Annotated in this window: 17 protein-coding genes, 1 tRNA gene, 1 pseudogene and 1 other annotated feature; of the genes and pseudogenes, 9 read left to right on the top strand and 10 right to left on the bottom strand. The window is 72.0% G+C overall.

What is annotated here, in order from left to right; genetic code table 11:
• From ACFI33_RS10140 to ACFI33_RS10155, 4 genes and pseudogenes are all read left to right on the top strand, one after another.
• On the top strand, positions 1-912 hold a 912-nt coding region (locus ACFI33_RS10140; RefSeq protein ID WP_462623991.1), incomplete at its 5' end, for an IS256 family transposase.
• A 62-nt stretch (positions 913-974) separates the two neighbouring features.
• Complete coding sequence (locus tag ACFI33_RS10145) at positions 975-1307, top strand: DUF3024 domain-containing protein (protein ID WP_036315702.1); 333 nt, start codon at positions 975-977, stop codon at positions 1305-1307.
• A 44-nt stretch (positions 1308-1351) separates the two neighbouring features.
• Positions 1352-1549, top strand: a complete 198-nt coding sequence (locus ACFI33_RS10150) for a hypothetical protein (protein WP_010078466.1) — start codon at positions 1352-1354, stop codon at positions 1547-1549.
• A 59-nt stretch (positions 1550-1608) separates the two neighbouring features.
• Positions 1609-2873 (top strand): annotated as a pseudogene (locus tag ACFI33_RS10155) (IS3 family transposase).
• Positions 1908-2042 (top strand) — a sequence feature (AL1L pseudoknot). (Overlaps the previous pseudogene by 135 nt.)
• Positions 2874-3144: 271 nt before the next feature.
• On the opposite strand, the gene ACFI33_RS10160 reads toward ACFI33_RS10155, so the two are convergent.
• The 8 genes from ACFI33_RS10160 to ACFI33_RS10195 all read right to left on the bottom strand — a co-directional run bounded on the left by ACFI33_RS10160 (position 3145) and on the right by ACFI33_RS10195 (position 11306).
• Positions 3145-3221 (bottom strand) — tRNA-Pro (locus tag ACFI33_RS10160).
• A 379-nt stretch (positions 3222-3600) separates the two neighbouring features.
• The gene (locus ACFI33_RS10165) at positions 3601-4080 is read right to left on the bottom strand and encodes a hypothetical protein (protein ID WP_049147777.1); all 480 of its coding nucleotides are present in this window, start codon (positions 4078-4080) and stop codon (positions 3601-3603) included.
• 104 nt (positions 4081-4184) lie between these two features.
• Positions 4185-5723 (bottom strand): ribosome biogenesis GTPase Der, encoded by a 1539-nt coding sequence (gene der / locus ACFI33_RS10170; RefSeq protein WP_049147779.1) that lies wholly within the window; start codon positions 5721-5723, stop codon positions 4185-4187.
• Positions 5720-6451, bottom strand: a complete 732-nt coding sequence (gene cmk / locus ACFI33_RS10175) for a (d)CMP kinase (RefSeq protein WP_127445846.1) — start codon at positions 6449-6451, stop codon at positions 5720-5722. The genes der and cmk overlap by 4 nt, the downstream gene beginning before the upstream one ends.
• A 1-nt stretch (position 6452) precedes the next feature.
• A complete protein-coding gene (locus ACFI33_RS10180) occupies positions 6453-7613 on the bottom strand; it encodes a prephenate dehydrogenase (RefSeq protein WP_020628100.1) in 1161 nt (386 codons plus the stop codon).
• Positions 7610-8566, bottom strand: a complete 957-nt coding sequence (locus ACFI33_RS10185) for a pseudouridine synthase (protein WP_060974060.1) — start codon at positions 8564-8566, stop codon at positions 7610-7612. The genes ACFI33_RS10180 and ACFI33_RS10185 overlap by 4 nt, the downstream gene beginning before the upstream one ends.
• A gap of 222 nt (positions 8567-8788) precedes the next feature.
• The gene (locus ACFI33_RS10190; protein ID WP_036338157.1) at positions 8789-9649 is read right to left on the bottom strand and encodes a ParA family protein; all 861 of its coding nucleotides are present in this window, start codon (positions 9647-9649) and stop codon (positions 8789-8791) included.
• 241 nt (positions 9650-9890) lie between these two features.
• On the bottom strand, positions 9891-11306 hold the full coding sequence (locus tag ACFI33_RS10195; protein ID WP_127445946.1) for a cation:dicarboxylate symporter family transporter: 1416 nt from the start codon (positions 11304-11306) through the stop codon (positions 9891-9893).
• Positions 11307-11493: 187 nt separating this feature from the next.
• Here ACFI33_RS10195 and ACFI33_RS10200 point away from each other — a divergent pair, with 187 nt between their 5' ends.
• Positions 11494-13734, top strand: a complete 2241-nt coding sequence (locus ACFI33_RS10200; protein WP_462623992.1) for a response regulator — start codon at positions 11494-11496, stop codon at positions 13732-13734.
• A 7-nt stretch (positions 13735-13741) separates the two neighbouring features.
• On the opposite strand, the gene ACFI33_RS10205 is transcribed toward ACFI33_RS10200, so the two are convergent.
• A complete protein-coding gene (locus tag ACFI33_RS10205; protein WP_127435230.1) occupies positions 13742-15697 on the bottom strand; it encodes an AMP-binding protein in 1956 nt (651 codons plus the stop codon).
• Between the two features lie 215 nt (positions 15698-15912).
• On the opposite strand from ACFI33_RS10205, the gene ACFI33_RS10210 reads away from it, so the two are divergent.
• Genes ACFI33_RS10210 through ACFI33_RS10225 form a run of 4 tightly spaced genes read left to right on the top strand, consistent with a single transcriptional unit; the run spans position 15913 to position 20265 of the window.
• Positions 15913-16602: a GntR family transcriptional regulator gene (locus ACFI33_RS10210; RefSeq protein WP_462623993.1), complete on the top strand. Its 690-nt coding sequence runs from the start codon at positions 15913-15915 to the stop codon at positions 16600-16602.
• Positions 16599-18125 carry an MmgE/PrpD family protein gene (locus tag ACFI33_RS10215; RefSeq protein WP_127435229.1) on the top strand — a complete coding sequence of 509 codons (1527 nt, stop codon included), beginning with the start codon at positions 16599-16601 and terminating at the stop codon, positions 18123-18125. Before ACFI33_RS10210 ends, ACFI33_RS10215 begins: the two co-directional genes overlap by 4 nt.
• Positions 18125-19063 (top strand): methylisocitrate lyase, encoded by a 939-nt coding sequence (gene prpB, locus ACFI33_RS10220; protein WP_078025594.1) that lies wholly within the window; start codon positions 18125-18127, stop codon positions 19061-19063. The genes ACFI33_RS10215 and prpB overlap by 1 nt, the downstream gene beginning before the upstream one ends.
• Positions 19064-19119: 56 nt before the next feature.
• A complete protein-coding gene (locus tag ACFI33_RS10225) occupies positions 19120-20265 on the top strand; it encodes a bifunctional 2-methylcitrate synthase/citrate synthase (protein WP_127435228.1) in 1146 nt (381 codons plus the stop codon).
• A 245-nt stretch (positions 20266-20510) separates the two neighbouring features.
• Here the strand turns inward: ACFI33_RS10225 and ACFI33_RS10230 are convergent, their stop codons facing one another.
• Positions 20511-22220, bottom strand: a complete 1710-nt coding sequence (locus tag ACFI33_RS10230) for a CTP synthase (RefSeq protein WP_080695883.1) — start codon at positions 22218-22220, stop codon at positions 20511-20513.
• Positions 22221-22224 lie beyond the last annotated feature (4 nt).

Genomic DNA, 22224 nt, shown 5'->3' on the forward strand with positions numbered 1-22224 from the left:
CAGACTCTCGGCATCACGGGCCTGTCGAAATCGCAGGTCTCAGAGATGAGTAAAGACCTGGATGCGCAGGTCGAAGCGTTCCGCACCCGGCCGCTCGATGCTGGGCCGTATCGGTTTGTCGCCGCCGACGCGCTCGTGCTCAAAGTGCGTGAACACGGCCGGGTCGTCAAGGTCGCCGCCATGGTCGCCACCGGCATCAACAACGACGGCTACCGCGAGATCCTCGGCCTGCAACTGGGCACCGCGGAGACCAGGGAGGGGTGGCTCGGGTTCTTCCGTGATCTGGCTGCCCGCGGCCTGTCGGGGGTGGAGCTGATCACCTCCGATGCCCATGCCGGGCTGGTCGAAGCGGCCGGGGCGGTGTTCGGGACGGCGCAGTGGCAGCGCTGCCGCACCCACTACGCGGCCAACCTGATGGCGGTGTGCCCGAAGTCGCAGTGGCCCGCGGTGAAAGCGCTGCTGCACAGCGTCTACACCCAGCCCGACGTCGAGGCGGTGATCGCCCAGTACGAGCACATGATCGACAGCCTGGCCACCCATCTGCCGGCCGCTGCCGAGCACCTCGAGGGCGCCCGCGATGAGGTGCTCACGTTCACGAAGTTCCCGAAGGAGGTGTGGAAGAAGATCTGGTCGAACAACCCGAACGAACGGCTCAACAAGGAGATCCGGAGACGCACCGACGTCGTCGGCATCTTCCCCAGCCGAGTCGCGGTGATTAGACTCCTCGGCGCGGTGCTGGCCGAGCAGCACGACGAATGGACCGAATCACGGCGCTACATGAGCCTGGAATTGCTGACCGCGACCGACACGATGCTCGCCGAAGCAGCCGCGAAAGCCGCGGCTGAACAAGCCGCCCTACAGGTCAGCGACACCATGACCGACGACCCCGGCCACGCGGCACTCGCCGCCTGACAACCCACCCGACCACGAGGAACCCGACAAAGCCTCGATACACCACTCAAAAGGACTTGACCATGGCTATGCCCGAGACCGACCTGCTGCGCATCGGCCGCTGGTGCCGTGAACGCGTGCCCGAGCACCTGTGGGATCAGGTGAGAGTAGAAGCCGAGATCGCCGACCGGCACGTCACGATCATCGAGACGCGGCCGCCGTGGGACGGGCAGGGCGACTGGACGCGGTTCCCGGTCGCGCGCCTGCGATACACCGTCAAGACCGGCCAGTGGAGCATCTACTGGCGTGACCGGCACATGAAGTTCCACGAGTACACGAAGAGGCGCCCGACGAAGAACGTCCAGAGTCTGCTCGACTACATCGGCAGCCACCAGGATCCGATCTTCTGGGGCTGAGAGCTCCCACGGCCGTGTCGGTACTCACCGCTACGGTCGGGAGTATGAGCGAAGAGCAATGGGATGAAGCGGCCTTCCGCGCATCGATCCCGGCCGCGCGCGAGAAGGTTGAGTTTGCCGCAAGGTTCTGCGAGATCGGCCCCTCACAGCCCCGCTGGGATAGTCACCGTCCCGTCGTCGAGTTGATCTTCTATCTCTGCAAGCTCGACTACGACATCAAGGTGCTCTTGCTGCCTTCCTGACCGATTGAAGCGCCCTGGGTTTGTTGGAGACTCCTGACCTTGGAAACGAGGATGGAGTTATGCCGAAAGAGCAGACAGCGGGGAAGCCGACGACGCGTCGGTATTCGCCGGAGGAGAAGGCCGCGGCGGTCCGGATGGTGAGGACGCTGCGTGCCGAGCTGGGGACCGAGCATGGGACCGTCAATCGGGTCGCGACGCAGCTCGGGTACGGGGTCGAGTCCGTGCGGATGTGGGTCAAGCAAGCCGACATCGACGACGGCGTCACCTCTGGCGTGAGCAGCGCTGAGGCGCGGCGGGTGCGTGAACTGGAGCAGGAAGTCCGGGAGTTGCGGCGGGCCAACGAGGTCCTCAAGCGTGCTGCGTCTTTCTTCGGGGCGGAGCTCGACCGCCACTACCGGAAGTAGTCGCGTTCATCGACGCGAACAAGGATGACCTGGTCGACGCTCGCCGGCTCGGAGTCGAGCTCATCTGCAGGCTGCTGCAGGTGGCTCCGAGCAGCTACTACGCCGCCAAGACCCGCGCCCCCTCGGCTCGCGCGGTGCGGGACGAGGAGCTGATCCCGCAGCTGGTCGAGCTCTAGGAGACGAACTACCGCGTCTACGGGGTCAGAAAGCTCTGGAAGACCGCGCGTCGCGCCGGGATCGACATCGGCCGAGATCAGACGGGCCGGCTCATGCGCGCCGCAGGGATTAAGGGCGCGACCAGGTCGAAGCGGGTGAAGACGACCCGGCCAGATCCGACCGCGGCGCGGCACCCGGACCTCGTGAAGCGGGAGTTCACCGCGCCTGCCCCGAACCGGCTCTGGGTCACCGACCTGGCGTTCGTGCCGACGTGGGCCGGCGTCGCGTACGTCTGCTTCATCGTCGACGCGTTCTCCCGGATGATCGTCGGGTGGCGGTGCGCGTCACACATGCGCACCGAGATGGTCCTCGACGCGATCGAGATGGCCCGCTGGTCCCGCGGCGCTCGCCACGAGGACCTGCGCTGCCACAGCGACGCGGGGTCTCAATTCACCTCCATTCGCTACGGCGAACGCCTCGCCGAGATCGGAGCGACACCGTCGATCGGGACCGTCGGGGACAGCTATGACAACGCCCTGGCCGAGACCGTGAACGGCTATTACAAGGCCGAGCACGTCCGCGGACCCGCACGGCCAGGTCCCTGGCGGACGGTCGAGGACCTCGAGCTCGCGACCCTCGGGTGGGTGTCCTGGCACAACACGCAACGCCTCCACGGCTACCTCGGCGACGTCCCACCCGCCGAGTTCGAGGACACGTTCTATGCTGTCGAAGCCGGCCGCGAACAGCTGGTCGGAATCAAATAGCGCGAGTCTCCATCAGACCCAGGGGGCTTCAGGGCCAACGCTCTGGTCACCGACGAGATCGATTTTGGATCGAGCCGCTCGGCCACTGAGGAAGTTCTGAATTCCCGGGGATATAAGTCGAGCCGAACGCCGAACCGTAGGGTCTGTCTCGATCAGTTTGTGCTAAGGAATATGTCAGGCACGGAAAGAGGCCCAGGCGCTCCCCTCGAGGGAGTACCTGGGCCTCATTCCATTTTCCCTCGTCAGATGCGGACTCTGACCCGTGGGAACGTGGTCGGGCTAGCGGGATTTGAACCCACGACCTCTTGACCCCCAGTCAAGCGCGCTACCAAGCTGCGCCATAGCCCGTGGCGAATCGCGGTCATCCGCGCTTCGGCACCCGATGAGCATACCCCACCGGCACCGCCGGGCGCGAATCGGAAGCGGGCCTGCCAGGTCGTCGTTGTCAGGGGCAAACCGCGCGACACCCCCCAAAACGTGAACAAGGGGCCCACGTCCTCTTCACAGACGTGAACCCCTCATCCCTTGACCGAGGGCCACCCGACCGAGAGTCCCCCAGCGACCGCGGCCCCGGCGTACCGGTGGGCCTGGCGGTCTGCACGAACCCTCTCATGACTGAGGGTGCAGTCGTGCACGGGTGAAGCGTAACACGTCGAGCCGCTCCGATCCGCCGTTCCGGGCGGGTCGAAGAGGCGTGTCGGGGGGCTCACGGATCCCCGTCGCAGGATCAGTACGTGAAGGTCCGGTGCCCCACGCGGAATTCGACATCCTTCAGGTCCGGGATGGCGTTGCGCGCCCGCTCCGCCGCCTCCCGCATCGTGTCCTCGAGGACCTGGGGATCGGCATCGAGCAAAGACTGGCCGTACTCGATGACCACCTTTCCGTCCTCCCGGAGCGCCTCGACGTCGACGATGTCCGAACCGGAGGGCAGGGATCGCGTCAGGTCCTCGACGACCTCGGCGGCGCGCTGGTCCGCCTCTGCGAGGGCGCCCTCGGCCTCCTGGCGCAGCTGCCCCAGGTCCACGCGGTCCGAGGCGTCCGCCTCCAGCTCGCTGATCCGGTCCTCGGCCTGGGCGAGCCGGTCCTCCGCGCTCTGCAGCGCGGCCCGGGTCTCGCCGTCGTCGACCGCGCAGCCGGATGCGGCCAGCGCGAGCGCGGCCAGGGTGGCCAGGGACAGGGCGGCGGGGCGACGTCGGATGAGGCTCATGCCCTCAGGCTACGAGGCGAAGGTGGACGAACGGTGGGAGCTTGCCGGGACGACGACGTCCCCCGGCACGGCAGGCCGAGGGACGTCGTCGGGGCAGAGCCGGATCAGCGGCGGCGACCGCGCTTCTCGCGCACGCGCATCCCGATCTCGAGGGGCGTGCCCTCGAACCCGAACGTCTCGCGCAGGCGGCGCACGATGAACCGGCGGTAGCCGGGGTCCAGGAACCCGGTGGTGAACAGCACGAACTTGGGCGGCCGGCTCGAGACCTGGGTCGCGAACAGGATGCGGGGCTGCTTGCCGCCGCGCAGCGGGTGCGGGTGGGCCGCCACGAGCTCGCCGAGGAACGCGTTGAGCTTGCCCGTGGGGATGCGGGTGTCCCACGAGTCCAGGGCGAGGTCCAGCGCGGGGACGAGACGGTCCTTGTGCCAGCCGGTCTTCGCGGAGATGTTCACGCGCGGCGCCCAGGCGACGTGCGCCAGGTCCCGGTCGATCTCCTTGGCCAGCTGGTGCCGGCGGTCCTCATCCACCTGGTCCCACTTGTTGAACGCGATCACGAGGGCACGCCCGGAGTCCAGCACCATCTGGAGGATGCGCACATCCTGCTCCGAGATCACGTGCGGCGCCTCGAGCAGCACCACGGCCACCTCGGCGCGGTCCAGGGCGGAGGCCGTGCGCAGCGACGCGTAGTAGTCGGCGCCGTGGGCCATGTGCTGCCGTCGACGGATGCCGGCGGTGTCCACGAAGCGCCACAGGCGTCCGCCGAGCTCCACGAGCTCGTCCACGGGGTCGCGCGTGGTGCCGGCCAGGTCGTCCACCACCACGCGGTCCGAGCCGGCCAGCTTGTTCAGCAGCGAGGACTTGCCCACGTTCGGCCGGCCCACGAGGGCGATCCGGCGCGGGCCGCCGCGCGGCACGAGACCTCCGTGGGCGGACTCCTCCGGCAGCGCCTCGAGCGCGGCGTCCAACAGGTCCGCGACGCCGCGGCCGTGCACCGCGGACACCGGGTACGGGTAGCCGAAGCCGAGCGACCACAGGGTGGCGGCGTCGGCCTCCTGGACCATGTCGTCCACCTTGTTGGCGGCCACGATCACGGGGCGGTCCTTGCGGCGCAGCATCGAGACCACGGCCTCGTCCGTGGCCGTCATGCCGACGGTGGCGTCCACCACGAACACGACGGCGTCCGCCACGTCCACGGCCAGCTCGGCCTGCTCGGCCACGCGACGGTGGATGCCCTTGGCGTCGTGCTCCCAGCCGCCGGTGTCCACCACGGTGAACTCGCGGCCGTTCCACTCGGCGTCGTAGGAGACGCGGTCGCGCGTCACGCCGGGCACGTCCTCCACGACGGCCTCACGACGGCCGATGATGCGGTTGACGAGCGTGGACTTGCCGACGTTCGGCCGGCCCACGACGGCCAGCACGGGCGGCACGGGCGCGTCGACGTCCTCGTCCGGCCCGAGCTGCCACGCGTCGAGGAGGGCGGCGTCGTCCTCCTCGAGCTCATAGTCGGCCAGGCCGGCGCGCAACGACGCGGCACGCGCCTCGGCCTCCTCCTCGGTCATGGCGGCGAGCCGCTCGGCCACCTGATCGTCGCCGGCGGGGACGAACTCGTCCTCACCGGAGCGGTGCTGGGGGTTCTCGGTCATCGTCGGCCTCCCTTCACGGCCGGGATGCCGGCCTGGTCCTCGACGGCGGCCAGGACGGCCGCCACGGTCTGCTCGAAGTCGAGCTCGGTGGAGTCCACGAGCGCCACCCCGTCGGCGGGGCGGTCGAACGTGGACACGGTGGCGTCGCGGGCGTCGCGCCCGGCCACCTGACGGTGCAGCGTGCCGGCGTCGACGCCGGTCTCCCCCGCCGCGGCCAGCTGGCCCGAGCGGCGGGCGGTGCGCACGGCCTCGGACGCCGTGAGCAGCACGCGCGCGTGGGCGTCCGGGGCCACCACCGTGGTGATGTCGCGGCCCTCGGCGACCATCCGGCCCGCGGCGGCGATCGCCGCCCGCTGGCGACGGTGCAGCTCCTCGCGCACCGGGATCACCACGGCGACGGTGGAGACCGTGTCCGTGACCTCGGGGCCGCGGATCGCCTCGGTGACGTCCGTGCCGCCGACCCGCACGGCCTCGACGTCCGGGGCGGTGGACTGGTCCAGGTCCATGGCGACGGCGGCCGCCGCCACGGCCTCCGCATCGGCCAGGTCGACGCCCTCGTTCAGGCAGTGCCACGCCACGGCGCGGTACATGGCGCCGGTGTCCAGGTACGCGGCGCCGAGACGCCGGGCCACGGCCTTGGACACGGACGACTTGCCCGAGCCCGAGGGGCCGTCCACCGCCACCACGAGCGGCGCGGGTGCGACGTCGTCGCGGGTGTGCTCGGTCATCTCAGACCACCTTCCATCCGGCGGCGGTCAGCGCCGCCACGAGTTCGTCCCTGCGGCCGGGCAGCACGGAGATCTCCACCATGCCGACCCGGTGGCCCGAGGCGTGCTCGAGCCGCAGGTCCTCCACGTTCACGTCCGTGCGGCCGACCTCGTCGAGGAGGGCCGCGATCTGCCCGGGGGCGTCGTCCACGATCACCGTGACCACCGCGAACGCCTGCGGCGGCGCCCCGTGCTTGCCGGGCACCCGTGCCCGACCGGCGTTGCCCTCGGCGATCAGCTGCGCCATGTCCAGCCGCGCCCCGGGGGCGGAGGGGTCCTCCAGGGTGCGGATCAGCCGGTCCAGGTCCGCCCGCAGCCCGTGCAGCGCCGGCACGATCCGCCCGGCGTTGCCGGAGAGGATCTGCACCCACAGCTGCGGGTCCGACGCTGCGATCCGGGTGGTGTCCCGCAGCCCGTTGCCGGCCAGGGCGAGCGCCTGGTCCGGGGTGTCCTGCAGGCGGGAGGCCACGAGCGAGGCGGCGATCTGCGGCAGGTGCGAGATCAGCGCGACCGATTCGTCGTGGGCGCGGGCCGCCATCCGGTACGGGGTGGCCTGCAGCGTCCGCGCGAGCGCCCGACCGGCCGCGAGGGCGCCCGGGTGCGTCGTGTCCGTCGGGCACAGCACCCACGGCGCCTGCGTGAACAGGGTGCCGCGGGCCGCCACGGGACCGGACCGCTCGGAGCCGGCCATCGGGTGCGTCCCGAGGTACCGGTCGGCGTCCTGCGGGGCCAGGCGGCCGTCGTCGACGGCAGCGCGCACGCCCGCGGCGACCGCCTCCTTCACCGAGGCGATGTCCACCACCACGGCCGCGGGCCAGCGGCGCAGCGAGTCGACCACGACGTCGGCGGTCACGTCCGGCGGCGCGGCCACGACGACGAGTCCCGGGGCGACGTCGAGGTCGTCGCCCTCGGCGTCCAGGCGGGCGGGGCGTCCGGCGCGGATGTCCGCGGCCACGGCCAGGGCGGCGGGCGAGGGGTCGTGCAGGCGCACGTCCACACCGGCCGCGCTCAGCCCGATGCCGATCGAGGCGCCCAGCAGACCGGTCCCCCGGACGAGCACGGGCTGCGGGATCCCGGCCGGGCCGTCACCGAGCTTGGCGGCGGACTCGGCGGGCGCGCTCACAGGCCGACCAGGGCCTTGAGGTGGCCCAGCTCCTGCGCGTTGAGTGCGCGGACGGTGCCCTGCTTCTGGTCGCCCAGCAGGATGGGGCCCACCTTGACGCGGACGAGCCGCTCGACCGGGTGGCCGATCTCCTGGAACATGCGACGCACGATGCGGTTCTTGCCCGAGTGCAGCACGACCTCGACGAGCACGTGGCCCGGCGTCGAGTCGACGAGCTTGAACGAGTCGACCTGCGCCACGCCGTCCTCCAGTTCCACGCCCTCGCGCAGCCGGTTCGAGACGCCCTTGGCCAGCGGGCCGCGGGTCTGCACCACGTAGGTCTTGGGGACCTCGTAGCTGGGGTGGGTGAGGCGGTTGGCCAGCTCGCCGTCGTTGGTGAGGATGAGCAGGCCCTCGGTCTCGTTGTCCAGACGGCCCACGTGGAACAGGTGCTCCTGCCCGGGCTTGAGGTAGGTGGCGATCGAGGGCCGGCCCTCCGGGTCCACCATCGTGGAGATCACGCCGCGGGGCTTGTTGAAGACGAAGTACTGCTTGGTCACGTCCGTCTGCACGGAGATGCCGTCCACCCGGATCACGGCCGTGGCCGGGTCCACGCGCACGCCGGGCTCGGTGACGACGACGCCGTCCACCTCCACACGGCCCTCGGCGATGAGGTCCTCGCTCACGCGCCGGGACGCCACGCCCGCCGCGGCCAGCACCTTCTGCAGGCGCTCGCCCGACTCGTCGTGGATGCGGTCGAGGTGGGCGGCCTTGGCCCGGGCGGCGCCGGCGCCGCGGCCGCGGCGACCGCGCGTGCGCGGCACGGCGTCCTCGTCGAAGGGGGCCTCCTCGCGGGGGCCGGCGGCGCCGCGGCGGGCACCGATCTGTCGCTGGAAGTCGCGCTCCTGGAACGGGCCGCCCCGTCGACCGACGGCGGGGGTGCGTCCGGAGCCTCGCGGCTTGCGGGAGTTCATGGGGAGGGCGTCCTTTCGGGTGCGCGTCAACGGCGCCGGTCGGGCCGGCGGCGGACGGGTCAGGGGGTGAGGGACGGCCCGGAGACGGACACGCCCGGCTCCATTCTCGCAGATCGACGGCGCCGCGTCTCCCGGCCACCGCTCCCCCGGCCGCGAGCGCGCAGAGGACCGGCCCGGTCCCGCGGCGGGACCGGGCCGGCGTCGTCGGCGGTCAGCGGACGGTCACGGCGCGCCGCCGCGGCAGATCAGCTCGCGGGCGAGCTGCCGGTAGGCCTTGGCGCCGTCGTGGTTCTCGGCGAACAGGGTGATGGGCGTGGCCGCCACCGTGGCGTCGGCGAACTTGATGGACCGCTTGATGACGGTCTCGAACACGCGGTCCCCGAAGCCGGCCACCAGCGAGCCCACGACCTCCTTGGAGTGCAGGGTCCGCTGGTCGAACATCGTGGCCAGCACGCCGTCGATCTCCAGGTCCGGGTTGAGCCGGTCCTGCACCTTCTCGATCGTCTCGACGAGCAGGGCGACCGCGCGCAGCGCGAAGAACTCGGCGGTCAGCGGGATGATCACGCCGTGCGAGGCGGTCAGCGCGTTGACGGTCAGCAGGCCCAGCGAGGGCTGGCAGTCGATGAGGACCACGTCGTAGTCGTCGCGGACCTGGCGCAGCGCACGCTCGAGGACCTGCTCGCGGGCCACCTCGTTGACGAGCTGCACCTCGGCCGCGGACAGGTCGATGTTGGCCGGCAGCAGGTCCATGTTCGCGAAGTCCGTGGACAGGATCGCGTCCTTCGCGGTCACCGACCGTTCCATGAGCACGTTGTACACCGTGGTGTCGAGCTCGTGCGGGTTCGCGCCCAGGCCGGCCGAGAGGGCGCCCTGCGGGTCGAAGTCCACCATGAGCACCCTGCGGCCGTAGCCCGCGAGCGCGGCGCCCAGGTTGATGGTGGAGGTCGTCTTCCCGACGCCGCCCTTCTGGTTCACCATCGAGATGATCCGCGCCGGGCCGTGCGAGGTCAGGGGCGCGGGCTCGGGGAAGTCGTGCTTGGGCCGGCCGGTGGGCCCGAGCACGGGCTCGCCGTGGATGGTCATCACGGGGATCGGTTCTCTCGAGGTCACGGCGGCGCCGGCTCCTTCCACGGTGGTCTGCACGCCCGGCCGCGGGCCGCGGCGCGCCGCGGCCGCCGTCGTCGGCGTGTCCGGATCTTCCCCCACCCTAGTGCCTGGCGTTCCCGGGACGACGGCGGCGCCGGGGACGGGCCGGTGTCCAGGCTCGTCCCCGGCGTCGCCGGTGGTCGACGGTGCGGCGTGCCGCGCGGGCCCGCCGCCTCCGTCAGCGGGCGGGGTTCCGGTCGCCGTCGGCGGCCATGGCGAAGTTCAGGCTGGAGTCGGGGTGACCCTCGTAGGCCTGCTCGGCGATCGTCGGGGACTGCTGCGGGTCGTGCGCGGCGCCGTCGTGGCCGGCCACGGTCGCCTCGTCGAACTGCAGCTCGCCGCTGAGGACGCGCCGGGCACGCTCGCCGTCGAGCTCGCCCACCCAGCGGCCGACGAGGAGCGTGGCCACGGCGTTGCCGGTGAAGTTGGTCAGGGCGCGGGCCTCGGACATGAACGTGTCGATGCCCACGATCACGCCCATGCCGCCGAGCAGCTCGGGTCGGTGCGCCTGCAGGCCGGCGGCGAGCGTGGCCATGCCCGCGCCGGTGACGCCGGCCGCGCCCTTCGAGGCGATGATCATGAAGACCAGCAGGCCGATCTGCTCGCCGAGGTTCATCTCCGCGCCCATCGCGTTGGAGACGAAGAGCGCGGCCATGGTCAGGTAGATGGCGGTGCCGTCCAGGTTGAAGGAGTAGCCGGTGGGCACGGTCACGCCCACGACGGACTTGTCCACGCCGGCGTGCTCCATCTTGGCGATCAGGCGGGGCAGGGCGGTCTCGGAGGAGCTGGTGGCGAAGATGAGCAGGTACTCCCGGCCCAGGTACTTCATGAGGGACAGGATGCTCAGGCCGGTCACGACCTTCAGGACGGTGCCGAGCACCACCACGATGAAGGCGATGCAGGTCAGGTAGAAGGCGCCCATGAGCAGCGCCATGGCGCCGATCGCGGACCAGCCCGTGGAGCCGACGACGGCGGCGATCGCACCGAAGGCGCCGATCGGGGCGACCCACATCACCATCATGAGGATGCGGAACACGACGCCCTGGATCAGCGTGAGACCACGCAGCAGCGGGGCGTCGGCCGGGCCCATCTGCTGCAGGGCGAAGCCCACGAGCAGGGCGATGAACAGGGTGGGCAGCATCGGCAGGGAGCCGGGGATGATGTCCAGCAGGAACTGGACGGTGCCGTCCACCGCGGCCGTGGGCTTGTTCGGGTCGTAGGGCGTCAGCTTGAGGCCCTCGCCGGGGTGGATGAGGTTGCCGACGACGAGGCCGACGGCCAGCGCGAACGTGGACATCGCCATGAAGTAGACCAGGGCGATGCCGCCCACGCGGCCGACGGTCGCGGCCTTGGCGATCGAGCCGACGCCGAGGACGATCGTGCAGAAGATGACCGGGCCGATCATCATCTTGATGAGGGAGACGAAGCCGTCGCCCAGCGGCTTGAGGGACTTGCCGAACTCGGGGAAGAGCAGGCCGACGGCGGCGCCCAGCACCACCGAGGCGATCACGGCGATGTACAGCCAGTGGGTGCGGTCCTTCTTCGTCGCCGGGGCCGGCGGGGCCGAGGTCTCGGCCGGTGGGGTGTGCGCCATCGGGCGTTCCGTTCTGTGCGGTGGTGGGGCGCCGCCGAGCGGTCCGCAACGGCGCGGGAGGGATGTGACCACTCTCGCGGCCCCGGGTGGTGTCGGTCACGATTGCGGTCATAGTGGTCACGGCGGCCGACGGACTGCAGGATCGTGGGGGTGGACCGGCGCGTCGCCGGCCCGAGGGAGGAGAGGCATGCGCCACCCGTGGTCGATCGCCCGGCGGATCGCCGTGGTCCACGTGGCGCTCGTGGCGGCCATCGCCCTGTTCAGCGTGTGGAGCGCCTACCTCCAGGCCCGCGAGGTGGCCCAGCGCGTCGAGGAGCGCCACGTCCAGGGCGTCACCACCCTCGTGGCGCGCGACCCCGCGCTCGTCTCGGCCCTGCGGGCCGGCGACGCCCCCGCCTTGCAGGCCGGGATCGACGGCTGGATCGCCGAGGCACAGGTCTCGTGGCTGACCGTGATGGACCCGGACGGGATGCGGTTGGCGAGCTGGCGCCCCGAGCAGGTCGGTGTCCGCTACCCGAAGCCGGTGGACGCCGTCGTCGCCGGGGACACCGTCGTGGAGCTCTCGAGCACCGGTGCGGCGGGCCGTTCGGTGCGCGCGCTCGCACCGGTCGTGGACCCGGAGGACGGCACCGTCCTGGGCGTGGTCACGACGGGCGTGCAGATCTCCGATGTCGCCATCATGGCCCAGGCCCAGATCCCCGGCATCCTGCTCGGCTCGGCCGCCGTGGCCGCCGTCGGCCTGCTCGTCGCCTGGCTCGTGGGCCGGTATCTGAACCGGGTGACGCTCGGACGCGGCCCCGAGCAGATCGCCGAGCAGTTCCTGCTGGCGGAGACGGCCATGGACTCGCTCGAGGCCGGCGTCGTGGTCCTCGCCCCGGACGGGCGGGCCCGCCTGCACAACGACGCCGCCGCGCGCCTGCTCGGCTGGGAGAGCGCGGGCGAGCCTCGACTGCCCACCGAGCTCTCCGCGGCCCTGCCGGGCGCGGTCAGCGGCGAGGCGAGCCTCGCCGCCGGCGGGCGGGTCCTCGTGGTGCAGCAGCGTGTCGTGCGGTCGCCCGGCCGTTCCGACCCCGGCGGGTCGGTCCCGCCGACGGCCCTCGCCGCGGCCGCCCGCGAGGGCGTGACCACCGCCCCGGCGGGATCGCGCGTGCTCGTCCTGCACGACCGCACCGACCTGCAGCGGCTCGGCGACGAGCTCACCGTGGCCCACACCCTGACCACGGCGCTGCGCGCGCAGACGCATGAGCACGCCAACCAGCTGCACACCGCCCTCGCCCTCGTCGAGTCGGGCCGGCTGGAGGCCGCCCGGGCCGTGCTGTCCCGCCGCGCCCCGGACGAGGAGGCCTCCGACGACGTCCTCGCCGCCCTGCTGACCGCGCTGGGCAACCTGGTGGACAACGCCCTCGACGCGGCCGCCGCACCCGACCTGTCCGCGGCAGACCGGTGGGTCGACGTCGAGGTGGTCTCGGACGCCGCGGGCCTGCTCGTGCAAGCTGGCCGACGGCGGCCCCGGACCCTCCGACGCGGACCGCGGCCGACTCTTCGACCGGGGCTGGTCGACGAAGCCCGTCGGCGCCGCCGGACGCGGCATGGGGCTGTGGCTGACGCGGCGGATCGCGGAGGAGGCCGGCGGGGTCGCGGACGTCGCGACCGACTCGGGCACCGTGTTCACCGTCGAGGTGCCCCGCACCCCCCGACCCCAGGAGGAGATATGACCGCCCGCCCGTACCGGGTGCTCGTCGTCGAGGACGAGCAGCTGACGGCCGAGACCTACGTGGCGCACCTGGACCGGCTGCCGGGCTTCGAGGTGGCCGCGGTGGCCGGCTCCCTGTTGGCCGCGCGGCAGGTCGCCGCGGCGGGCCTGCACGCGGACGGGCGCTTCCCGTTCGACGTCGTGCTGCTGGACATGAACCTGCCGGACGGGCACGGCCTGGACTTCCTGCACCAACTGCGCGCGGCGGGCTTCCACGGCGGGGTGCTGGCGCTCACCGCGGCCACCGACCTGCCGGTGGTGCGCCGGGCCGTCGCGTACGGCGTGACGCAGTACCTCGTGAAGCCGTTCGGGTTCGACGAGTTCGCGGATCGGCTGGGCGGGTTCCGCGCCGCCTCGGCGATGCTGGCCGGCGACGGCGCCCTCGACGGCCAGGAGCAGGTGGACGCCGTCTTCCGCGTCTCCCGCGAGCGGCGCGCCGAGGCCCTGCCCAAGGGGCTGACCGAGAGCACCCTGCGCGAGGTGGTGGAGCTGCTGGGGGCGGACCCGGAGACCGCCCTGAGCGCGGCCGAGGTGGGCGAGCGCCTGGGCATCTCCCGCGTGACGGCCCGGCGCTACCTCGAGCACCTCGAGCGGATCCGCCGGGTGCGGCGCTCGGCCCGGCACGGCGGCCGTGGCCGGCCCGAGCAGGAGTACCGCTGGGCCGGCCGCACGTGAGCGGGGCTCAGCGGGCCGGGCGCAGCACCCCGGCCAGGGCCTCGAGCACGGCGGGGTCCTCAATGGTCGAGGGCACCGCGTACTCCTCGCCGTCGGCCATCTGCCGCATGGTCTTGCGCAGGATCTTGCCCGAGCGGGTCTTGGGCAGCGCGTCCACCACGACGACGTCGCGGAAGTCCGCCACCGGGCCCACCTCGCGGCGCACCGCCTGACGCAGCTCGTCCAGGAGCGCGGCCTCGGCCTCGGAGCCGGCCTCGGGCGTCTCGACGCCGGACTTGAGGACCACGTAGCCCGAGGGCCGCTGGCCCTTGAGCGGGTCCGCGATGCCGATCACGGCACATTCGGCCACCGCCGGGTGGGCGGCCAGGGCGGCCTCGAGGACGCCCGTGGACAGCCGGTGCCCGGAGACGTTGATGACGTCGTCGGTGCGGCCGAGCACGAACACGTAGCCGTCCTCGTCCACGACGCCGGAGTCACCGGTCGCGTAATGGCCGGGGAACGCGCTGAGGTAGGAGTCGATGTAGCGCTGGTCGTCGCCCCACAGGGTGGGCAGGGTGCCCGGGGGCAGCGGCAGCCGCAGGGCGATGTTGCCCTCGGTCCCGGCGGGCACGGGCTCGCCCAGGCCGTCCAGGACCACGAGATCGACGCCCGGCGAGGGCACCGAGGACGAGCCGATCTTCACCGGCAGCTGCTCCAGGCCCACCGGGTTCGCCGCGATGGCCCACCCGGTCTCGGTCTGCCACCAGTGGTCGATCACCGGCATGCCCAGCAGGCCCTCGATCCACCGCTGCGTCTCCGGGTCCAGGCGCTCGCCCGCGGCGAAGAAGTGCCGCAGGGAGGACAGGTCGTGGGCCTGGAGCAGCTCGCCCTCGGGGTCGGCGCGGCGGATCGCGCGCAGCGCCGTGGGGGCCGTGAAGAAGGAGCGCACGCCATGGTCCTCGATGAGCCGCCAGAACGCGCCGGCGTCGGGCGTGCCCACGGGCTTGCCCTCGTACATGACCGTGGTGGCCCCGGCCAGCAGCGGGCCGTAGACGATGTAGGAGTGCCCCACGACCCAGCCCACGTCCGAGGCCGTGCACATCGCCTCCCCCGGGCCGACGTCGTAGATGTGCTCCATGGTCCAGCGCAGGGCGACGGCGTGGCCCCCGTTGTCCCGGACGACGCCCTTCGGCTTGCCCGTGGTGCCCGAGGTGTAGAGCACGTACAGCGGGTCGGTGGCCTGCACCGGGACGCAGTCGGCCGGCTCGGCGGCCGCGACGGCCTCGCCCCAGTCCTCCCAGCTCGCGCCACCGCGCCCGTCGGCGTCCGCGAGCGCGGTCTCGAAGCCCTCGCGGTGGTGGACCAGCACCGTGCGCACGGGGTGCGCGGCGGTCTCGAGCGCCTCGGCCACGGCGGGCAGGTATTCGACCCGGCGCTTGGGCTCGATGCCGCCGGAGCAGGTGAGCACGACGTCGGGGGCCGCGTCGTCGATGCGGGAGGCGAGCTCGCGCGGGGCGAAGCCGCCGAAGACCACGGAGTGCACCGCGCCGAGCCGCGCGCACGCCAGCATCGCGATGGGGGCCTGCGGGATCATCGGCAGGTACACGAGGACGCGGTCGCCCTTGCCGACGCCGCGCGCGGCCAGGGCGCCGGCCAGACGGGCCACCGCGTCCGTGAGCTCGGCGTACGTGTAGCGGGTGACCTCGCCGGTCATCGCGGAGTCGTGGATCAGCGCGACGGCGTCCCCGCGGCCCGCCTCGACGTGCCGGTCCAGGCAGTTGAAGGCGGTGTTCAGCTCGCCGTCCGGGAACCAGCGGTACAGAGGCGCGGCGGAGTCGTCGAGGGCGCGCGTGGGCGCGACGGTCCAGTCGATGGCGCGCGCCGCGTCGAGCCAGAACCCCTCGGGGTCGCGGAGGGAGCGGGCGTGGGCGTCGGCGTACGCGCCGGAGGGGCGGTCTTCGGCGGGGGCATCGTGGGTCGCCATGCGCCCAGGGTAGTGCTGTGGATCACACGGGGCAAGCGATCTGTATACATTTCTCGCGCTGCGACTGAGGCGTGCCGGCGCACGGGCGTCCCCCGCCAGGGGCACGGCACCCGGCCCGCTCACGCCGGACGACACTCCCCTCCGACGGCGCCGTCCGACGCGCGCACCGGACACGTCTCTGCCCTCGGCGGGACTGTTGTGTATACACTGGCGGCATGCGAGCGAGTGAGCGGGCGTACCAGGCCCTGAGGGCGGAGATCCTCGACTGGTCCCTCCCTCCGGGCGCGGGCCTGGGCGAGGTGGAGCAGGCCGAACGCCTGGGCATCTCGCGCACCCCTCTGCGCGAGGCGCTCTCCCGCCTGGTGGCCGACGGCCTGGCCGAGCAGGCACCGGGCCGGGGCATCGTCGTCGCCGACCTGTCCCTCGAGCAGGCGGACCAGCTGTTCGACCTGCGCATCGCCCTCGAGTCCCTCCTGGCGCGCCGGGCCGCGCAGCGGGCCACCCCGGAGACGGCCGAGCGGTTCACGGTCCTCGCGGGCCGTTTCCAGGAGGCCGAGGCGGCCCTGCGCGGCGGGACCGACCCCGCGGACTACTACGCGATGACGGCCGAGCTGGACAGCCGGCTGGACGAGGCCGCCGCGAACCCCTACCTCGTCTCCACCCTGCGCACCCTGCGCCTGCACCTGGCGCGCCTGCGCCGACTGGCCGCCGACGACCCGGCCCGCCTCGCGGCCTCCGCCGCGGAGCACGCGGACATCGCCGACGCCGTCGGCTCGGGCGCCGCGGACCTCGCGGAGGCGACCACGCGGGTCCACCTGCACCACGCCTTCCACCATCTGACCCGGCGCGGCCGCGCCGAGGAGACCCCGACCCTGCTGACCCCCACCGAAGGAGACCGACCATGAAGAACCATCACGTGCGCGTGCACCGCTCCGAGGAGAACCTCGAGCGCAAGGACCAGCTGGCCTGGAAGCTGGCCGAGGTGGCCGTCGACGACGTCGAGGTGCTGCCCGAGGTCGAGGAGATGATCATCAACCGGATCATCGACAACGCCTCCGTCGCGGTCGCCTCGCTGAAGCGCGGCCCGATCGTCGCCGCCCGCGCCCAGGCCCTGTCCCACCCGGTCTCCACCGGCGGTGCGGGCGCCTCCGTGTTCGGTGTGGAGCAGAAGGTCTCCCCCGAGTGGGCCGCATGGGCCAACGGCGTGGCCGTCCGCGAGCTGGACTACCACGACACGTTCCTGGCCGCCGAGTACTCCCACCCGGGCGACAACATCCCGCCGATCCTCGCCGTCGCCCAGCACACCGGCCGCTCCGGCAAGGACCTGATCCGCGGCATCGCCACCGGCTACGAGATCCAGGTGGACCTCGTGAAGTCCATCAACCTGTACGGCCACAAGATCGACCACGTGGCCCACATCGGCCCCTCCGCCTCCGCCGGCATCGGCACCCTGCTCGGCCTGGACACCGAGACCATCTTCCAGGCCATCGGCCAGGGCTTGCACACCACCACCGCCACCCGCCAGTCCCGCAAGGGCGAGATCTCCACGTGGAAGGCCCACGCCCCGGCGTTCGCCGGCAAGATGGCCGTCGAGGCCGTGGACCGCGCCATGCGCGGCCAGACCTCCCCCGTCCCGATCTACGAGGGCGAGGACGGCGTGATCGCCTGGCTGCTGGACGGCCCGGACGCCTCCTACGAGGTGCCGCTGCCCGAGCAGGGCGAGCCCAAGCGCGGCATCCTGGACACCTACACCAAGGAGCACTCGGCCGAGTACCAGGCCCAGGCCTGGATCGACCTGGCCCGCAAGCTCCACAGGGAGCACCCGGAGGCCACCGACCCGGCGAACGTCGAGTCGGTGCTGATCAAGACCTCGCACCACACCCACTACGTGATCGGCTCGGGCGCCAACGACCCGCAGAAGTACGATCCGACGGCCTCGCGCGAGACCCTCGACCACTCGATCCCCTACATCTTCACCGTGGCCCTGCAGGACGGATCCTGGCACCACGTGGACTCCTACGCCCCCGAGCGCGCCCAGCGCGAGGACACCGTGGCCCTGTGGCACAAGGTGACCACCGTGGAGGACCCGGAGTGGACCCGCCGCTACCACTCGCTGGACCTCGCGGAGAAGGCGTTCGGCGGAGCGGTGGAGATCACCCTCAAGGACGGCACCGTCATCACCGACGAGATCGCCGTGGCCGACGCCCACCCGCTCGGCGCCCGGCCGTTCGCCCGCGAGCAGTACATCCAGAAGTTCCGCACCCTGGCCGAGGGCATCGTCTCGAAGGAGGAGCAGGACCGCTTCCTGGCCGCCGCCGAGCGCGTGGCGGAGCTGCAGCCCGGCGAGCTGGACCAGCTGAACATCCTGGCAGACCCGGCGTTCCTGTCCGAGGCCGACCTCGCCGCCGCCCCGAAGGGCCTGTTCTGATGCTGTACTCGACGAAGACGGCCGAACAGAAGCGGATCGACCTGCGGGAGACCCTCAAGCAGGGCGGCGCCCAGCAGTTCCCGGGCGCGTTCACGCCGCTGTCCGCCAAGCTGATCCAGGAGAAGGGCTTCCCCGGTGTCTACATCTCCGGCGGCGTGCTCGCGAACGAGCTGGGCCTGCCCGACGTCGGGCTGACCACGCTCACCGAGGTGGCCGTGCGCGGCGGGCAGATCGCCCGCCTCACGGACCTGCCGTGCCTCATCGACGCGGACACCGGCTTCGGCGAGCCGATGAACGTGGCCCGCACGGTGCAGGAGTTCGAGAACGCCGGCCTGGCCGGCTGCCACATCGAGGACCAGTTCAACCCCAAGCGGTGCGGCCACCTCGACGGCAAGAACATGGTGGAGCTCGACACCGCGGTCAAGCGCATCGCCGCCGCCGTCCACGCCCGCCGGGACCCGAACTTCCTCATCATGGCGCGCACCGACCTGCGTGCCGTGGAGGGCCTGGACGCCGCGATCGCCCGCATGAAGGCGCTCGTGGAGGCCGGTGCGGACGCGATCTTCCCGGAGGCCCTGAAGGACATCGGCGAGTTCGAGACCGTGTGTCGCGAGCTGGAGCCCCTCGGGGTCCCGGTCCTGGCGAACATGACCGAGTTCGGCAAGTCCGAGCTGTTCACCCGCCGGCAGCTGGCCGACGCCGGCGTCGCGATGGTGATCTACCCGGTCACCCTGCTGCGCTCCGCGATGGGCGCCGCCGAGCGCGTGCTCAACGCCATCAAGGAGGAGGGCACCCAGCAGTCGCAGGTGGAGCAGATGCTCACCCGCGCCCGCCTCTACGAGCTGGTGGACTACGAGGGCTACAACGCCTTCGACACGGGCATCTTCAACTTCGACGTGCCCACGCTCGACATCGGCGCCAACCACGCCGACCTCTGACCCGTCACCGGGCCCGCCCGTGCGCGGGCGGGCCCCACTCCCCGAGGAGGGACACCATGACCGAGACCGAGATCAAGAAGGGCCTGGCCGGCGTCGTCGTGGACACCACGGCGATCTCCAAGGTCAACCCGGAGACGAACTCCCTGCTGTATCGCGGCTATCCCGTGCAGGACCTGGCCGCGCAGCTTTCGTTCGAGGCCGTCGCGCTGCTGCTCTGGACGGGCGAGCTGCCCACGGACGAGGAGCTGGCCGCGTTCGAGCACTTCGAGCGCGCGCACCGTGCCCTCGACCCGAAGGTGAAGCAGGCCATCGACCTGCTGCCCACCGACTGCCACCCCATGGACGTCGGACGCACCGCCGTGTCCGTGCTCGGCGCGAACCACCCGAAGGCGGAGGACTCCTCCCCCGAGGCCGAGCTGGAGAAGGCCCAGGCCCTGTTCGCGGCGTTCCCGGCCGTCGTCGCCTACGACCAGCGCCGCCGGCGCGGCCAGGACGTGGTGGAGCCGCGCGAGGACCTGGACTACTCGCAGAACTTCCTCTGGATGACGTTCGGCGAGGAGGCCGCCCCGGAGGTCGTGGACGCGTTCCGCGTCTCGATGGTGCTGTACGCAGAGCACTCGTTCAACGCCTCGACTTTCACCGCGCGCGTGATCACCTCGACGCTCTCCGACCTGCACTCGGCCGTGACCGGTGCGATCGGCGCGCTCAAGGGCCCCCTGCACGGCGGCGCCAACGAGGCCGTGATGCACACCTTCGACGAGATCGGCATCCGGAAGGAGGAGTCCCGCCAGGACGCCGCCGCCCGAGCGAAGGCGTGGATGGAGGACGCCCTGGCCCAGAAGAAGAAGGTCATGGGCTTCGGCCACCGCGTCTACAAGAACGGCGACTCCCGCGTGCCCACCATGAAGGCCGCGCTGGACCGGATGATCGAGCACTACGGCCGCGAGGAGATGCTCGGGCTGTACGACGGCCTGCAGTCCGCGATGGACGAGGCCAAGCAGATCAAGCCGAACCTCGACTACCCCGCCGGCCCGACGTATCACCTCATGGGCTTCGACACCGAGCTGTTCACGCCGATCTTCATCGCCTCACGCATCACCGGCTGGACCGCCCACATCATGGAGCAGCGCGCCGCGAACGCGCTGATCCGCCCGCTCTCGGCCTACGACGGCCCCGAGCAGCGGGAGCTGCCGGCGGGCTGAGCCTCGTGAGGGGCGGTCGGGGCGACTTGTCGGAGGTGTAGACGCAGATCACCTCCGACACGTCGCCCCATTCGCTCGCGGCGCGGTGCCGCGTGCACGACGACGGCGGGTCGCCCCGGGTGGGGCGGCCCGCCGTCGTCGTGTCGTCATCGGTGCGACGCCCTCGCAGAGTGGTCACGACACGCCGCGTGCCGGGCGCGGCGACGGCGTGTCGTGACCACTGTGTCGGGCCGGTCGTCGGCCCCTCAGCGCCGGGCCGCCGCGTCGGCGCGGCGGGCCAGGCCGGCGGCGACGAGGCCGGCGAACAGCGGGTGCGGGCGGGTCGGCCGGGAGGAGAACTCCGGGTGGGCCTGCGTGGACACGTAGTACGGGTGCACGTCCCGGGGCAGCTCCACGAACTCCACGAGGGCGCCGTCCGGGGAGGTGCCGCAGATCGCGAGACCGGCCTCCTCGAGGCGGTCGCGGTAGGCGTTGTTCACCTCGTAGCGGTGGCGGTGGCGCTCGGTCACCTCGGTGGTGCCGTAGGCCTCGGCCACCACGGAGCCCGGGCGCAGGGTCGCGGGGAAGGCGCCCAGGCGCATGGTGCCGCCGAGGTCCCCCTCGCCGGCCACGATCTGCTCCTGCTCGGCCATGGTGGCGATCACGGGCGAGGCGGTCTCCGGGTCGAACTCGGTGGAGTCCGCGTCCTCCAGGCCGAGGACGTTGCGGGCGTACTCGATGACCATGGACTGCAGGCCCAGGCACAGACCCAGCGTCGGGATCCGCTGCTCGCGGGCGTGCCGCAGCGCGCCGAGCTTGCCCTCGAGCCCGCGCACGCCGAAGCCGCCGGGCACACACACGGCGTCGACGTCCGCGAGCGCCACCGCCGCGCCCTCGGGGGTGGCGCACTCGTCCGCGGCCACCCAGCGGATGCCCACCTTGGCCCGGTGGGCGAAGCCACCGGCGCGCAGCGCCTCGGTGACGGACAGGTAGGCGTCCGGCAGGTCCACGTACTTGCCCACGAGCGCCACCGTGAGCTCGTGCTCCGGGTGGTGCACGGCGTCCATGAGGGCATCCCACGCGGTCCAGTCCACGTCCTTGAACTTCAGGTCCAGGGACTGCACCACGTGGGCGTCGAGGCCCTGGTCGTGGATGACGCGGGGGATGTCGTAGATGGAGGGGGCGTCGGCGCAGTTGACGACGGCGTCCTGCGGGACGTCGCACATGCGGGCGATCTTGCCGCGGACATCGTCGGGGACGGCCCGGTCCGAGCGCAGCACGATCGCGTCCGGCTGGATGCCGATCGAGCGCAGGGCGGCCACGGAGTGCTGGGTGGGCTTGGTCTTGAGCTCCTGCGAGGGGCCGATGTACGGCACGAGGGAGACGTGCAGGAAGAAGACGTCGTCGCGGCCGACGTCCTGGCGGACCTGGCGGGCGGCCTCGAGGAAGGGCTGCGACTCGATGTCGCCGACGGTGCCGCCGATCTCCGTGATGATCACGTCCGGGGCGGGGCGGTCGCCGCGGGGCTCCGCGGGCAGGCGCATCCGGCGGCAGATCTCGTCGGTGATGTGCGGGATGACCTGGACGGTGTCCCCGAGGTACTCGCCGCGGCGCTCGCGGGCGATCACGGTGGAGTACACCTGGCCGGTGGTCACGTTGTCCAGGCCGTCGAGGTCCTCGTCGAGGAAGCGCTCGTAGTGGCCGATGTCCAGGTCCGTCTCGGCGCCGTCCTCGGTGACGAACACCTCGCCGTGCTGGAACGGGTTCATGGTGCCCGGGTCCACGTTGAGGTAGGGGTCGAGCTTCTGCATCACCACCCTGAGCCCGCGCGCCTTGAGCAGGTGGCCGAGCGAGGAGGCCGTGAGCCCCTTGCCGAGGGAGGAGGCGACACCGCCGGTCACGAACACGTGACGGGTGACGCGCGTGGACGTCTGAGTACGAGAAGTTCGTTTCACCACGGATTTTGAGCGTATCAGGTGC

Source organism: Micrococcus sp. PSi08, from assembly GCF_054960655.1.

Excerpts from the sequence above, each read along its gene's own strand:
- ACFI33_RS10145 (WP_036315702.1), top strand. The coding sequence starts at position 975 with ATGGCTATGCCCGAGACCGACCTGCTGCGCATCGGCCGCTGGTGCCGT.
- ACFI33_RS10150 (WP_010078466.1), top strand. The coding sequence starts at position 1,352 with ATGAGCGAAGAGCAATGGGATGAAGCGGCCTTCCGCGCATCGATCCCG.
- ACFI33_RS10165 (WP_049147777.1), bottom strand. The coding sequence starts at position 4,080 with ATGAGCCTCATCCGACGTCGCCCCGCCGCCCTGTCCCTGGCCACCCTG.
- der (WP_049147779.1), bottom strand. The coding sequence starts at position 5,723 with ATGACCGAGAACCCCCAGCACCGCTCCGGTGAGGACGAGTTCGTCCCC.
- cmk (WP_127445846.1), bottom strand. The coding sequence starts at position 6,451 with ATGACCGAGCACACCCGCGACGACGTCGCACCCGCGCCGCTCGTGGTG.
- ACFI33_RS10185 (WP_060974060.1), bottom strand. The coding sequence starts at position 8,566 with ATGAACTCCCGCAAGCCGCGAGGCTCCGGACGCACCCCCGCCGTCGGT.
- ACFI33_RS10190 (WP_036338157.1), bottom strand. The coding sequence starts at position 9,649 with ATGACCATCCACGGCGAGCCCGTGCTCGGGCCCACCGGCCGGCCCAAG.
- ACFI33_RS10195 (WP_127445946.1), bottom strand. The coding sequence starts at position 11,306 with ATGGCGCACACCCCACCGGCCGAGACCTCGGCCCCGCCGGCCCCGGCG.
- ACFI33_RS10200 (WP_462623992.1), top strand. The coding sequence starts at position 11,494 with ATGCGCCACCCGTGGTCGATCGCCCGGCGGATCGCCGTGGTCCACGTG.
- ACFI33_RS10205 (WP_127435230.1), bottom strand. The coding sequence starts at position 15,697 with ATGGCGACCCACGATGCCCCCGCCGAAGACCGCCCCTCCGGCGCGTAC.
- ACFI33_RS10210 (WP_462623993.1), top strand. The coding sequence starts at position 15,913 with ATGCGAGCGAGTGAGCGGGCGTACCAGGCCCTGAGGGCGGAGATCCTC.
- ACFI33_RS10215 (WP_127435229.1), top strand. The coding sequence starts at position 16,599 with ATGAAGAACCATCACGTGCGCGTGCACCGCTCCGAGGAGAACCTCGAG.
- prpB (WP_078025594.1), top strand. The coding sequence starts at position 18,125 with ATGCTGTACTCGACGAAGACGGCCGAACAGAAGCGGATCGACCTGCGG.
- ACFI33_RS10225 (WP_127435228.1), top strand. The coding sequence starts at position 19,120 with ATGACCGAGACCGAGATCAAGAAGGGCCTGGCCGGCGTCGTCGTGGAC.